General features: G+C 72.0%; 12 protein-coding genes and 1 tRNA gene. 6 read left to right on the top strand and 7 right to left on the bottom strand.

The annotated features are described in order from the left end of the window. Positions 1 to 50 precede the first annotated feature (50 nt). Positions 51 to 503 (bottom strand): DUF2267 domain-containing protein, encoded by a 453-nt coding sequence (locus FB563_RS19225; protein ID WP_055710085.1) that lies wholly within the window; start codon positions 501 to 503, stop codon positions 51 to 53. Between the two features lie 217 nt (positions 504 to 720). After that, complete coding sequence (locus FB563_RS19220) at positions 721 to 1,146, bottom strand: Hsp20/alpha crystallin family protein (RefSeq protein ID WP_199833029.1); 426 nt, start codon at positions 1,144 to 1,146, stop codon at positions 721 to 723. 186 nt (positions 1,147 to 1,332) lie between these two features. Between FB563_RS19220 and FB563_RS19215 the strand changes: the two genes are divergently transcribed. Beyond that, positions 1,333 to 1,635, top strand: coding sequence for a hypothetical protein (locus FB563_RS19215; RefSeq protein WP_055710087.1), 303 nt, complete (start codon positions 1,333 to 1,335; stop codon positions 1,633 to 1,635). Positions 1,636 to 1,899: 264 nt separating this feature from the next. Here FB563_RS19215 and FB563_RS19210 read toward each other — a convergent pair whose 3' ends face one another. After that, a complete protein-coding gene (locus tag FB563_RS19210) occupies positions 1,900 to 3,444 on the bottom strand; it encodes an MFS transporter (protein ID WP_055710088.1) in 1,545 nt (514 codons plus the stop codon). Positions 3,445 to 3,552: 108 nt separating this feature from the next. Then, entirely contained in the window at positions 3,553 to 4,872 is a 1,320-nt protein-coding gene (locus FB563_RS19205) for a DUF445 domain-containing protein (RefSeq protein ID WP_055710096.1), read from the bottom strand. A 259-nt stretch (positions 4,873 to 5,131) separates the two neighbouring features. On the opposite strand from FB563_RS19205, the gene FB563_RS19200 reads away from it, so the two are divergent. Then, positions 5,132 to 6,520, top strand: a complete 1,389-nt coding sequence (locus FB563_RS19200) for an SGNH/GDSL hydrolase family protein (protein ID WP_411573232.1) — start codon at positions 5,132 to 5,134, stop codon at positions 6,518 to 6,520. A 46-nt stretch (positions 6,521 to 6,566) separates the two neighbouring features. Further along, positions 6,567 to 7,169, top strand: coding sequence for an RdgB/HAM1 family non-canonical purine NTP pyrophosphatase (gene rdgB, locus FB563_RS19195; RefSeq protein ID WP_055710090.1), 603 nt, complete (start codon positions 6,567 to 6,569; stop codon positions 7,167 to 7,169). 41 nt (positions 7,170 to 7,210) lie between these two features. Here rdgB and FB563_RS19190 read toward each other — a convergent pair. Next, positions 7,211 to 7,295, bottom strand: a tRNA-Leu gene (locus FB563_RS19190). 174 nt (positions 7,296 to 7,469) lie between these two features. Next, positions 7,470 to 7,937, bottom strand: coding sequence for a thioredoxin-dependent thiol peroxidase (gene bcp, locus FB563_RS19185; protein ID WP_055710091.1), 468 nt, complete (start codon positions 7,935 to 7,937; stop codon positions 7,470 to 7,472). Positions 7,938 to 8,030: 93 nt separating this feature from the next. Between bcp and FB563_RS19180 the strand changes: the two genes are divergently transcribed. The 3 genes from FB563_RS19180 to FB563_RS19170 all read left to right on the top strand — a co-directional run bounded on the left by FB563_RS19180 (position 8,031) and on the right by FB563_RS19170 (position 9,293). Further along, positions 8,031 to 8,360 (top strand): DUF3618 domain-containing protein, encoded by a 330-nt coding sequence (locus FB563_RS19180; RefSeq protein ID WP_055710092.1) that lies wholly within the window; start codon positions 8,031 to 8,033, stop codon positions 8,358 to 8,360. 43 nt (positions 8,361 to 8,403) lie between these two features. Next, positions 8,404 to 8,763 (top strand): GroES family chaperonin, encoded by a 360-nt coding sequence (locus FB563_RS19175; RefSeq protein ID WP_031159553.1) that lies wholly within the window; start codon positions 8,404 to 8,406, stop codon positions 8,761 to 8,763. A 209-nt stretch (positions 8,764 to 8,972) separates the two neighbouring features. Continuing rightward, complete coding sequence (locus tag FB563_RS19170; protein WP_055710093.1) at positions 8,973 to 9,293, top strand: DMT family transporter; 321 nt, start codon at positions 8,973 to 8,975, stop codon at positions 9,291 to 9,293. Positions 9,294 to 9,297: 4 nt separating this feature from the next. On the opposite strand, the gene FB563_RS19165 is transcribed toward FB563_RS19170, so the two are convergent. Then, complete coding sequence (locus FB563_RS19165) at positions 9,298 to 11,805, bottom strand: transglycosylase domain-containing protein (RefSeq protein WP_244329053.1); 2,508 nt, start codon at positions 11,803 to 11,805, stop codon at positions 9,298 to 9,300. Positions 11,806 to 13,276: the final 1,471 nt, after the last annotated feature.

Below are 13,276 nucleotides of genomic sequence, written 5' to 3'. Positions count from 1 at the left end.
GAGCAAGCCCCCCGCGACGACGGCTGGTTCCGCGGGGGGCTTCTGCGTGGCTACAGCGTCGGGGCCAGGTCGGCCCGGCCGAAGAGCAGGGCGTAACCCGCGGGGAGTTGGGCGAGGATGCGGGTGGTCAGGGGGTCTCCGATGCGGTCGGCCAGCACGCTGAGGACCGAGCTGGCGTCCCAGCGGGCCGTCGCGGGGGTCGCGCCCTCGATGCGCATGGCGATCGAGTCGACGAACTCCCTTGCCGTCAGGGGGCGGGTCGCCGGGATCTGGGACGCGATCACCTGGGCCGCCTGCCGCGGGAGGGCCTGGGCCAGGGCCACGCGTTCCTCGCCCGTCACATGGCCGCCCAGAGCCGAGAGGACGGTGCGGGTCACGCGTTCCGCCTCCGCCCGCGTCGTGTACTGACCCGCCTCGCGTACCGCCTCCGTCAGTTCGTCCCAGGCCCTGGTGTCGGGCTGCGCGGGGATCGTCGTTCTCGGCTGCGGGGTCGTCACGGTCATCGTGGTGGCTCCTCCTCCGGACGCTTCGGTACGTGAGCGGCTCGTCAGTTCGGGGCATCGGGACGTCGGTTACCCCGTAACGGCGCTGCTATGAGTGGGTGTCAGGTCGGGGGTCGCGGGGCCGGCGGCCCGAGTGGGCGGTGACAGGCCGGCGCGCCCCGGGTCACGCTCGTGGCCCGGGACGCGTGGTGCCGTCGGCCGCGGGGCGGGCGGACCGTCAGCCGCTGATCTGCTTGCGGTCGCCGGTGCCGCCGCTGATCTGGATCCGGCGCGGCTTGGCCTGTTCGGCCACCGGGATGCGCAGGGTCAGGACACCGGCCTCGTACGACGCGTCGATGCGCTCCGTGTCGAGGGTGTCGCCGAGGAACAGCTGGCGGGTGAAGGTGCCCGTGGGGCGCTCGGCGACGAGCATCTGCGCGTCCTCGGGGGCCGGGCTGCGGCGCTCGGCGCGGACGTTGAGGACATTGCGCTCGACGTCCAGCTCGATCGTCTCGGGGTCGATGCCGGGCAGGTCGAAGTGGACCAGGAAGTCGTCTCCGGCGCGGTAGGCGTCCATCGGCATCGCGGCCGGACGCCTGGCCTCGCCCAAGAGCTGCTGCGTGAGCCTGTCGAGTTCACGGAAGGGGTCCGTGCGCATGAGCATCACAGGTCACTCCTCTCCTCAGGGACTGGTATGCGATGCCCTACGGCTTCTTATATAACCCTCTGCCGGAAACTTGACAAGATGAGACTCAGGTTAGGCGAGCGTGGTCGGCTGCGCGTTAGCCTCGGGCCAGGCATCCCGTGAAAGCGGGGTCGGTGGAGAAAACAGCAGAAAGAGGAGGCCGTGGTGGCCAGGGTTCCCAGTGCAGTTGTTGCCGCTACCGGGCTTGTCGGTGGCTACGGCGTGGCCCGTTGGACCAAGAAGCGGCAGCTCGGTGGGGCCGTACTGGCCGTCGCCGGGGCCACTGCCGCTCAGCAGTGGCGCGCGCAGGCCGGCGGGAAGGCCGCGGGTGCCCTCACCGCCGCCTATGTCGCCGCGTTCGCCGGGTCGCACCCGCTCGCGAAGAAGGTCGGCGCCTGGCCGTCCGTCCTCGGCGTCGCCGGCGCGGTCGCCCTCGCCTCCTGGGCCGTCGCCGACCGCAAGGCCTGAGCGGCCCGCACGGCCTGGGCGGCCCCCACGGCCCGGACCCGACCGCGCCCCGTCGTCACCCCGGCAGAAGCGCTCCCGGAAGGCCGTCGGCGAGCCGAAGCCCGTCTGCACGGCGACCCGCGTGGAGGGGCGGGGCACGCGGACACGGACCGCACGGCTCGCCCTGTTCACCGGGATGTTCAACCTGCTGTGGGCCACCATGACCGTACTGACGGTCGTGCGGCCCGGCTCCACCACAGGGGCCCGACGGGTGCCCTGACGGGGTTACGGCCTGCTCGCCGCCGGTGGTGCCGCGGGCCCCGTGCCCGGTCCGCGCGTACCCCGCGTCGCCGCCCTGGCCCGGCTCGCCACCGCCGTCAGCGGGCGGGCGATGTCCTCCAGGGAGCGGCGCTCCGCCCGTACCGCGAGGAAGGCGGCGACCAGGCCCGCCGCGCACATCAGGGCCGCGCCGATGGAGAAGGCCAGGACCGTGTCGCCGACCTTGCCCGTGCCGGTGAGGTCGGCGAACAGCAGCGGGCCGCTGATGCCGCCGGCCGCCGTGCCGAGGGCGTAGAAGAACGCGATGGACATCGCCCGTGTCTCCATCGGGAAGACCTCGGAGACCGTCAGGTACGCGCTGGAGGCGCCCGCCGAGGCGAAGAACAGGACCGCGCACCAGCAGGCCGTCAGCGTGCCCGCGCTCAGCGCACCCCGGCCGAACAGCCAGGCCGTGCCGAACAGCAGCAGACCCGACAGCAGGTAGGTCGAGGAGATCATCACCCGTCGGCCCACCGTGTCGAACAGCCTGCCCAGCAGCAGCGGGCCGCAGAAGTTGCCGATCGCGATCACCGCGAAGTAGTAGCCGGTGCGGTCGGCGGGCACGTTGAAGAACTTGGTCAGGATCGCGCCGAAGCCGAAAGTGATCGCGTTGTACAGGAACGCCTGGCCGATGAAGAGGGAGAAGCCGAGGACGGCACGCCTGCGGTAGTGGCCGAAGACCGTGCGGGCGATCTCCAGGAACGTCACGCTCCTGCGCTGGTGGATCTCCAGTTCGCCCCGCGGCTCGGGCAGCGTCACGCCCTTCTCCCGCTCCACCTCGCGCTCGATGCCGGAGACGATCTCCTCCGCCTCCCGTTCCCTGCCGTGGATCAGCAGCCAGCGCGGGCTCTCCGGGACGTGCCGCCGTACCAGCAGGATCACCAGGGCGAGGACGGCGCCCAGGGCGAACGTCAGCCGCCAGCCGACGTTCTTCGCCAGCAGGTCCGTGTTGAGCGCCACGATCGACAGCAGCGAGCCGCCCACCGCGCCCAGCCAGAAGCTGCCGTTGATGATCAGGTCGACCCGGCCGCGGTGCTCGGCCGGGATCAGCTCGTCGATCGCCGAGTTGATCGCCGCGTACTCACCGCCGATGCCGAAACCGGTCAGGAAGCGGAACAGGAAGAACCACCAGGCCTCCCAGGAGACCGCGGTGAGCGCCGTCGCCGCCAGGTACACCGCCAGGGTGATCATGAAGAGCTTCTTGCGGCCGAAGCGGTCGGTCAGCCGGCCCCAGAAGAGGGCGCCCGAGCAGGCGCCGGCCACATACAGCGCGGCGGCGGTGCCGGTGATCTGGCCGGAGGTGATCGACACCCCGCTGCCGGGTTCGGCCAGCCGACTGGCGATGTTGCCGACGACCGTGACCTCCAGGCCGTCGAGGATCCAGACCGTTCCCAGGCCGATCACGATCGTCCAGTGCCAGCGGGACCAGGGCAGACGGTCCAGCCGGGCGGGGATGTCGGTGGTGATCGTCCGGCCGGTCCGCGACGACGGTACCTCGGCGCTCGCGCTCATGGGCTCCCTCCTCGTCGAAGGACGTCCCCCCGAAGCGGCGGGGGGACAGCAGGACGAGTGCCCGGACCCCGCGATTTCAGGCACCGGGCGGTTCGCGCACCGGGCGGTTCAGGCGCCGAGCGTCCGCGTCACCGTGTAGATCAGCAGGCCCGCCAGGGATCCCACCACCGTGCCGTTGATCCGGATGAACTGCAGGTCGCGGCCGATATGCGCCTCGATCTTCCGGGTGGTGTGCTCGGCGTCCCAGCTCGCCACCGTGTCCGTGATCAGCGAGGTGATCTCCTTGCGGTACGTCGTCACCACGTGCACCGCCGCACCCTCCACCCAGCTGTCCACCTTCCCCTGCACCTTCGGCTCGGTCGCCATCCGCGCCCCCAGCGACAGCAGCGCGCCGCGCACCCGCAGCCGCAGCTCGCTCCGCTCGTCCTCGGCCGCCGCCACCACCATGGCCCGTACGGCCGTCCAGGCGGACGCGATCAGATCCTGCACCTCGCCCCGGCCCAGCACCTCGCCCTTGAGCCGCTCCACCCGCGCCCGGGTGTCCGTGTCGGACTGCAGATCGGAGGCGAAGTCGGTGAGGAAACGGTCCAGCGCGCCCCGCGCCGGATGGGACGGCATGTCCCGCATCTCGACGACGAACCGCAGCAGCTCCTTGTAGACCCGCTCGCCGACCTTCCGGTCCACGAACCGCGGCGTCCAGCCCGGCGCACCGCCCTCCACGGCCACCATCACATCGTCCCGGTGCAGCACCAGCCAGTCGTGCGCCCGGCCCACCACCAGGTCCACCGCCCTGCGGTGCCCGCCGTCGGCGACGATCCCCTCCAGCATCTTGCCGATGCCCGGCGCCACCTCCTTGGTGTTGGCCCGCCGCGTGATCGCCTCGCTCACCACCGCCTGCACATCCCGGTCCCGCAGCACCGTCAGCGCCCCGCGCAACGCCGTCGCCAGCTCCGCCGTCACCCGGTCCGCGTGCTCCGGCTCGGCCAGCCACGCCCCCAGCCGGCTGCCGATGCCGACCGCGCGCAGCCGCTGCCGAACGACGTCCTCGGACAGGAAGTTCTCCCCGACGAACTCCCCCAGGGAGACGCCCAGCTGGTCCTTCTTGGTGGGGATGATCGCGGTGTGCGGGATCGGCAGCCCGAGCGGGTGCCGGAACAGCGCCGTCACGGCGAACCAGTCCGCGAGCGCGCCCACCATGCCCGCCTCGGCGGCCGCCGCGACATAGCCGGCCCACGGCCCGGCGCCCTCGTGCGAGGCGAGCCTGGCCAGGACATAGACCAGCGCCACGAACAGCAGCATGCTCGTCGCCGTGAGCTTCATGCGCCGCACCCCGCGCCGGCGCTCCTCGTCGGCCGGGGTGAAGGCCGTCATGGTCTTGTACGACACACCCCCGGCCGGCGCCGCTTCCGTCTGGGTCGTCGGTTCCATCGGCTCCACCCGTTCAGCTCCGCCCGCTCGTGACCCCGTTCGGTGATCCCATCCGGTGATCCCCTCGGTGATCCCATCCGGTGATCCCGCACACAATTGTCCCTTCCCGACCGACTCCCGGAACGGAACAAGAGTTCCCGGCGTCTGTCAGAAAAGGGATTTCGGCAGGGCCCTGACAGCCCTCGCCGGCCCATCACGCATCATGGGCACACCAAGATCGGAGCCTCGGGCTCCCATCCCCGAGGAGAACAACACAAGCGTGACCAGACGTCGTGACGGGGGTGCGGGGCCCGCTGCGGAGCAGCCCATGCATGGAGCCCCCGCAAGGCACCGTGCGCTGATGAGTGCGCTCGTCGCACTCGTCCTGGCCATGTCCGCCGCCATCTACTTCACCGTGGCGGCCGACGACGGCACCCCGCGCGGCGCCCTCACCGACGACCGCCCCCACCACGGGGCCTCCGTCGCCCCCGCCTCCACCGGCACCTGGGTCGGCGCCTGGTCCGCCTCCCCCGTGGGCGGCGAACCCGGCACCGAGCCCGGCGGCCTCGCGGGCCGCTCCGTCCGCAACGTCGTCCACACCAGCACCGGCGGCACGAGCGCCCGCATCACGCTCTCCAACCTCTACGGCCACGAGCCGCTGACCATCACCCACGCCTCGATCGCGCTCTCCGCCGGCGACGGCACCGCCGCCGCCGACCCGGACTCCATGCGCCGCCTCACCTTCGGCGGCGCCACCGGCGTGGTCATCCCCGCCGGCGAGCAGATCGTCAGCGACGCCGTACGCCTCGCCGTCCCGCACGACAGCGACGTCCTGGTCACCACCTACTCCCCCACCCCGTCCGGACCCGTCACCTACCACCCGCACGCCCGGCAGATCTCCTACGTCGCCACCGGCGACGCCACCGAGGACGCCACCGGCACCCCCTACACCCAACAGACGCCGCACTGGCGCTACTTGACCGCCCTCGACGTCCTCAGCAACGAGGCCGACGGCACCGTCGTCGTCTTCGGCGACTCCATCACCGACGGCATCACCTCCACCATCGGCGCCAACCACCGCTGGCCCGACCTCCTCGCCGGCCGCCTGCGCACCGCCCTCGAGGCCGGACGCCCCACGCCCCGCTACAGCGTCGTGAACGAGGGCATCAGCGGCAACCAGGTCCTCGCCGACGGACTCGGCCGCCCGGCCGAGAACCAGAGCGGCCTCGGCCGCTTCGGCCGCGACGCCCTCTCCCACCCGAACGTCAAGGTCGTCGTCATCGACCTCGGCGTCAACGACATCCTCCGCAACCCGCGCCTCGCCGACCCGAACAAGATCCTCACCGGCCTGCGCGCCCTGGTCCGCGAGGCCCACGCCCGCGGCCTGAAGGTCGTCGGCGCCACCCTGATGCCCTTCCAGGGCCACCGCGGCTGGACGACGGCCCGCGAGGCGGTACGACAGCAGGTCAACGCCGAGATCCGGGCCGGCCGGGTGTACGACGCGGTGGTCGACTTCGACAAGGCCCTCCGCGACCCGTACGACCCCCGCCGCCTCCGCCCCGACTACGACTCCGGCGACCATCTGCACCCCAGCGACCTGGGCTTCGCCAGGATGGCCGGCGTCTTCGACCTGAACACCCTCAAGGGCGCCGGGCAGGCGGAACTGTAGGCACGGGCGCGAGGAACACCGACGGCCAGACGGGATACTGGCCGGCATGACCCGCTTGATCCTCGCCACCCGCAACGCCGGAAAGATCACCGAGCTGAGGGCGATCCTCGCCGAGGCCGGACTCCCCCACGAGCTCGTGGGCGCCGACGCCTACCCCGACATCCCCGACGTCAAGGAAACCGGCGTCACCTTCGCCGAGAACGCCCTGCTCAAGGCCCACGCGTTGGCCCAGGCGACGGGTCTTCCGGCAGTCGCCGACGACTCCGGCCTCTGCGTCGACGTCCTGAACGGCGCCCCCGGCATCTTCTCCGCCCGCTGGTCCGGCCGCCACGGCGACGACAAGGCCAACCTCGACCTCCTCCTGGCCCAGCTCGCCGACATCGCGGACGAACACCGGGGCGCCCACTTCGCCTGCGCGGCGGCGCTCGCCCTGCCGGACGGGCGCGAGCGGGTGGTCGAGGGGCAGCTGCGCGGCGTACTGCGCCACGCGCCTGCCGGCACGAACGGCTTCGGCTACGACCCGATCCTCCAGCCGGAGGGCGAGACGCGCACGTGCGCCGAGCTGAGCCCGGAGGAGAAGAACGCGATCAGCCACCGGGGGAAGGCGTTCCGGGCGCTGGTGCCGGTGGTTCGGGAGTTGTTGGGCTGAGAGCGGGTGAGGGGCCGCCCTGACGGACGGCCCCTCACCTGTGCGGTCGGTGGGACTCGAACCCACACGGGATTTCTCCCACGGGCACCTAAAACCCGCGCGTATCGCCTATTTCGCCACGACCGCCCTAAAACGGACAACTAGCTTGCTGGCCGTTTTGCCTCGCCCAGTGTACGGGCCTGCGCCTTTCGCCGCCCGCCCCCTCGGCACCATGTGCTGGTCGTCGCGTGGCAGTTGAGGCACAGCAGCGGCCCGCACCAGGTCATCACTCCGGTGCGGGCCGCCAGCAGGCTCAGACGCTCAGATGCCCAGATCCTTGATGATCTTGGCCACGTGGCCCGTGGCGCGGACGTTGTAGAGGGCCTTTTCCACCTTGCCCTGCTCGTCCACCACGATCGTGGAGCGGATGACGCCCATGTAGGTCTTGCCGTAGTTCTTCTTCTCGCCGTACGCGCCGTAGGCCTCGGTGACCTTCTTCTCCGGGTCGGCGAGCAGGGTGACCTTGAGGGACTCCTTCTCGCGGAACCTGGCGAGCTTCTCCGGGGGGTCGGGGGAGATGCCGATGACGTCGTAGCCGGCGGTGGCGAGGACGTCGAGGTTGTCGGTGAAGTCGCAGGCCTGCTTGGTGCAGCCGGGGGTCAGGGCGGCCGGGTAGAAGTAGACGATGACCTTGCGGCCCTTGTGGGCGGACAGGGAGACCTCGTTGCCGTCGGCGTCGGGGAGGGTGAAGGCGGGGGCCACGTCCCCCGGCTGGAGTCGCTCGCTCATCGGGCCAGAGTAACCGGGGGGCCTTGCGGTGCGCCGGGAGGAGAAGCTGACAGACTGTCCGGAACAGCATCAGCAGACTTCGGAGGCCGTACGGTGGCGGACACGTCGGACACCAGAACCCCGGCGCAGATCGAGGCGGACATCAAGCGCCGCCGCGAAGTGCTGGCCGAGACGCTCGACGAGATCGGGGTGCGGGTTCATCCGCAGACGATCATCGGGGATGCCAAGGCCAAGGTCGTCGCCCATGTCGATCACACCGTCGGGCGGGCCTATGTGCAGGTCAACCGGGTGGTGACTGAGGTGCGGGCGCAGTTCGTGGACGAGGAGGGTTCGCTCAGGATGCAGCGGGTCGTGCCCGTCGCGCTGCTCGCCGTCGGTGTGGTGGGGCTGCTCACCGTGGGCGCGCGGCGGCGCAAGGGCTGACCCGGGAGCGGACCGGAGTGGCGAAGGCAGGTAGGTTCGAGGCGTGAGCGCCAACAGAAACCAGCACAGCACCCCCCATCACGACAAGCTTCCCATCCGGATGCTGCACGACCGGGTTCTGGTCAAGCAGGAGACCGGTGAGGGCGAGCGGCGGTCGGGGGGCGGCATTCTGATTCCCGCCACCGCGGCGGTCGGGCGGCGGCTGGCCTGGGCCGAGGTGGTCGCGGTCGGGCAGAACGTACGGACCGTGGAGCCGGGTGACCGGGTTCTGTTCGATCCGGAGGACCGGGCCGAGGTCGAGGTGCGGGGTGTGGCGTACGTGCTCATGCGTGAGCGGGATCTGCACGCCGTGGCCGCGGACCGTTTCGAGGGGTCGGAGGACTCCACCGGGCTCTATCTGTGAGTCATCTCTGACTCGTCCGAGTTCGGGTCCGAGTCCGAGTCCGAGTCCGTTGCGGTGAAGGGGCTGGTGACCGTGGTCACCGGCCCCTTTGTCGTTTCTTTGCTATGTTCGGAAGGGCCGGCCCGACGAGACGCGCCGTACCGGGACTCCCGACCTCCAGGCAAAGACGACGCACCCCCGTTCAGAGATTCCTTCCGGAGGTGCCTGTCATGGCCTGGGTTCTGCTTGTCGTCGCCGGTCTGCTGGAGGTGGGCTGGTCGATCGGGATGAAGTACAGCGAGGGCTTCACCCGGCTGGTGCCCAGTGTGTTCACCGGGGCCGGGATCGTCGCCAGCATGCTGCTGCTGTCGTATGCCGCGAAGTCCCTGCCCATCGGTACCGCGTACGGCGTGTGGGTGGGCATCGGGGCGGCCGGTGCGGCGGTGCTCGGCATGGTGGTGCTCGGTGAGCCGGTCACCGCCGCCCGGATCTTCTTCGTGTGTCTGCTGCTGGTCGCCGTGGTGGGGCTGAAGGCGACCAGCGGTCACTGAGGCGTCAGACCGCTGGGTCGCCGCCTCCGGCACCGGCGGCGGTGCCTGTCGTACCGGGGCCGCCGTCGGTTCCGCCGCCTGTGGTCGTGCCGCCCCCGTTGGCTCCCGCGTCGGTCGTGCCGCCGCCCGTCGTGCCGCCGCCGGTGGTCGTGCCGCCGCCCGTGGTGCCGCCGCCGGTGGTGGTGCCGGTCGTGGTGCCGCCGGTGGTGCCGGTGCCGCCGGTGGTGCCGGTGCCGCCGGTCGTGGGGGTGCCGGTGCCGCCGGTGGTCGGGCTGGTGGTCGGACCGCCGGTGGTGGGAGTGCCGGTGCCGCCGGTGGTCGGGCTGGTGGTCGTGCCCGGCGGGGTCGAGCCGGTGGTGCTGGGCGGCTGCGGCTGGTCGGCGCCCTGCTCCAGCTGGAGGTCGAAGTCGGAGGCCGGCTTGTTCTTCAGCGCGGCCCCCGTGTACTGGGCCCAGATCTGGGTCGGCGCGCCGCCACCGTTGATGCGCGGCTGGCCGAGAGCGCCGTACAGCGGCATGTGCTTGGCCGTCACCGGGTCCTGGCCCATGACCGAGACCACCGTGGCCAGGTCGGGGGTGTAACCGGCGAACCAGGCGGCGGTGTCGTTCTCGGCGGTACCGGTCTTGCCGGCCGCCGGGCGGCCCGCGGCCTGGGCGGCGGTGGCGGTGCCGTTGTCGACCACGCTCTGCAGGATCGAGGTGGTGGTGTCGGCGGCCTCGCGGCTGACGGCCTGCTTGACCGGCTGCTGGGGCAGCTTGACCTCGTCCGTGCCGTCCTTGGTGATCTTCTCGACCATCGTGTACGTGCCGTGCCGGCCGTGGTTGGCGAGGGTGGCGTAGGACTCCGCCATGTCCAGGACGCTGGCGGTGGCGGTGCCGAGGGCGATCGAGGGGTACGGCTGCAGGTCCGGGGTGTCGGAGGGGACGCCCAGGTCGATCGCGGTCTGCTTGACCTTGGACGGGCCGACGTCGACGGCCATCTGCGCGTAGACGGCGTTCACGGACAGGTCGGTGGCCTTGGTGACGGTGATCTGGCCGTACGACTTCTGGTCCTCGTTCTGCGGGGCGTAGGCGCCGCCGTTCCAGCCCTGTACGGGGCGCTCGTTGGTGCCGTCGTACATGGTGTTCGGGGTGATGGTGCGGCCGTCCTGGGTGGTCGAGCCGTTCTGCACCGCCGAGGTGAACACGAAGGGCTTGAAGGTGGAGCCGACCTGGAAGTCACCGCGGGTGGCGCCGTTGGTGTACTGCTTCACGTAGTCGATGCCGCCGTACATGGCGACGACCTTGCCGGTCTTCGGGTCGACGGAGGCGCCGCCGGCGCGGACGTAGTTGTCGACCTTGTTGTTCTTCTTGTCCAGCTTGGAGATCAGCTGGTCGTCGACGGCCTTGACGAAGGCGTTCTGCTTATCCTTCTGGATGGTGGTGGTGATGCGGTAGCCGCCGGCCGCGAGCTGGTCGTCGGTGAGGATGTTGTGGGTGGTCAGGTAATGCTTGACCGCGTCGACGAGGTAGCCGCGCTGGCCGGACATGCCGGTGGAGAGCGTCTGCTCCTTCGGCATCGGGAACTTCATGCCGGCCCGCGTGGACTCGCTGAGCCAGCCCTTCTTGACCATGCCGTCCAGGACGTAGTTCCAGCGGGCGACGGCCGCGGCCTTGTTCTCCGGGTGGGCGACGACGTCGTACTCGCTGGGCGCGTTGACGAGCGCGGCGAGGTAGGCGGCGCGGGCCGGGTCCAGGTCCCGGGCGTCCACGCCGTAGTAGGCCTGGGCGGCGGCCTGGATGCCGTAGGCGTTGCGGCCGAAGAAGCTGGTGTTGAGGTAGCCCTCGAGGATCTCGTCCTTGGACTGGGTGCGGTCCAGCTTGATCGCGATGAAGAACTCCTTGGCCTTGCGGGTGAGCGTCTGCTCCTGGCCCAGGTAGTAGTTCTTCACGTACTGCTGGGTGATCGTCGAGCCGGACTGGGTGCCCTTGCCGGTCGCGGTGTTCCAGGCGGCGCGCAGCATCGCCTTGGGGTCGACGGCGGACTCGCTGTAGAAGTCGCGGTCCTCGGCGGCCAGTACGGCGTGCTGGGCGTCCTTGGAGACCTGGGCGAGGCTGACGCTCTCCCGGTTGACCTGGCTGTCGCGCGTGTCGCGGGCGATCTGGGAGCCGTCGGCGTAGAGGTAGATGTTGGCCTGCTTGGTGGCGAGCGCGTTGGCGGGCGGGATCTTCACGAGGGAGTAGCCGAGGAAGAACAGCCCGATCAGCAGGAGCACCCCGATCACGAAGGTGCCGAGCACCATGCGCCAGGTGGGGATGATCCGCCGCCACCCGGTCCGCTTGGGCCGCTTCTTCTTCCCCTTCGCCGTGCCGTTGTCGCCGGGGCCTCCGGGGGCTCCCGGGCCTCCCGTGGGGCGGCCGTCGCCGGGGGTGGCGGCGAGGAGGGCGGTGGCTTCCTCGGAGGCGGTGCCGGTGGTGCTGGTGCCGGGGCCGGTTCGAGGGCGGCGGGTGGCCGCTCCGGCCGAGCCGGCCAGGCCGGCGGCGCCCGCGGCGCCGGCCTGGGAAGCCTGGCCGACCGCGCCGGCGGCACCGGCGGCTGCGCCGACCGCTCCGGCCGCTCCGGCCGCCTTGGCGGCGCGGCTCGCACCGGTGCCCGGGCGGGTGGTGCGGGGGGTGGTGTCGGGGCCGGTCGTACGAGGGGTGCGCCCGGCGGCGTCCGGTCCGGTCGCCCGGGGTGTACGGCCGGTGGTGTTCGGCTCGCCGGCCGGAGAGGCGGCCGCCGTCCTGGTGGGGCCACCCGGCTCGGCAGCTCGGGGTGCGTTGACCCGCCGGAGAACCTGGGTGGTCTCGGGCGCGGCGCCGGAGCCCTGAGCCGCCTTGCCGCCCCGGTCCTCCTCGGCGGCCCGGGGCGCCGTGACACGCCGGAGGACCTGCGTGCTCTCGGCCGACTGCGCCTGCTCGGAGCCACCTCGGGCGGCCGGAACCTGCGGCTTCCCGGAGTCGGTACGGGACCGGCCGGGGCCCTGGGACGCGGTCGACTCGCGGGAGCCCGAGGCAGTACCGGAGCCCTCCTGGGCTCCCGAGCGGTCAGCAGCAGCACGATCGGACGGCGCCCCGGACGGGGAGTCCCCGCGGTCCGCCGAGCCACTGCCGGACGTCGACGCACCCTGGCCCGCCGGGCCCCCGGAGCCCAGACCCTCCCGAGCCCCCGAGACCTCACCAGCGGCACCACGCGACACCACGCCGGACACGGAACCCCCGCGAGCCGCCGACCCACCGTGAGCCGCCGGGCTCCGGTCCGCCGAGCCACTTCCCGATGCCGACGCACCCCGGCCCGCCGAGCCCCCGCCGGAGCCCAGACCCTCCCGAGCCCCCGAGACCTCACCAGCGGCACCACGCGACACCACGCCGGACACGGAACCCCGGCGAGCCGCCGGGCTCCCGTCGGAGCCCGGGACCTCACCGGATGCCGAGCCTGGGCGCGGGGCCGAGCCCCCGCCGGAGCCCGAACCGCCGCCGGACGTCGAAGGCCCGCCGGAATCCGTGTTCCCGCTGGACGTCATGGGCCCCTCCTGCTCCGTACGCCCGCCTCGGGCAGCCTGGCGCGCGCGGGCCATGGAAGCCGTCCGGTCCACGGCCGGGCGGTCCGGCGAAGGGGACGAGCCCGCAGGAGTCGAGCGGTCCTCGGACGCCTGACGGTCACCCGTTCGGCCGAGTCCGGCCTCCCCGGTCCGACCACCGCGCGCGGAGGTACCGCTCTGCCCGGCCCGCTGGGCCTGCTCGCCTCGCTCGGCCGTACCGCTCCGCTCGGTGGTACCGCGCTGATCGGCCCGCTCAGCCCCCTGGGCCTGCGCGCCCCGCTCGGCCGTACCCGCCGCTCCCGGCGTCTCGCCGGACCGCGCCGGAGTGCCCGCCTGTGCGGGCCGTGGCGGATTGCCGGCCGGCCCGGCCTGGGCGGCGTGGTCGCCGGGTGCTTCAGCCGGCAGCGGCTTTTCCGGCGGCACG

The sequence above is a fragment of the Streptomyces puniciscabiei genome, assembly GCF_006715785.1.
In the GTDB taxonomy this organism is placed as follows: Bacteria; Actinomycetota; Actinomycetes; order Streptomycetales; family Streptomycetaceae; genus Streptomyces; species Streptomyces puniciscabiei.
The sequence above is the reverse complement of the archived record's forward strand: the minus strand, read 5'-3'. Positions and strand labels throughout refer to the sequence as shown.

Bases quoted from the DNA above. Each gene is read 5' to 3' on its own strand.
- FB563_RS19170 (WP_055710093.1), top strand. From the start codon at position 8,973: ATGGCCTGGGTTCTGCTTGTCGTCGCCGGTCTGCTGGAGGTGGGCTGG.
- FB563_RS19225 (WP_055710085.1), bottom strand. From the start codon at position 503: ATGACCGTGACGACCCCGCAGCCGAGAACGACGATCCCCGCGCAGCCC.
- FB563_RS19205 (WP_055710096.1), bottom strand. From the start codon at position 4,872: ATGGAACCGACGACCCAGACGGAAGCGGCGCCGGCCGGGGGTGTGTCG.
- rdgB (WP_055710090.1), top strand. From the start codon at position 6,567: ATGACCCGCTTGATCCTCGCCACCCGCAACGCCGGAAAGATCACCGAG.
- FB563_RS19220 (WP_199833029.1), bottom strand. From the start codon at position 1,146: ATGCTCATGCGCACGGACCCCTTCCGTGAACTCGACAGGCTCACGCAG.
- bcp (WP_055710091.1), bottom strand. From the start codon at position 7,937: ATGAGCGAGCGACTCCAGCCGGGGGACGTGGCCCCCGCCTTCACCCTC.
- FB563_RS19210 (WP_055710088.1), bottom strand. From the start codon at position 3,444: ATGAGCGCGAGCGCCGAGGTACCGTCGTCGCGGACCGGCCGGACGATC.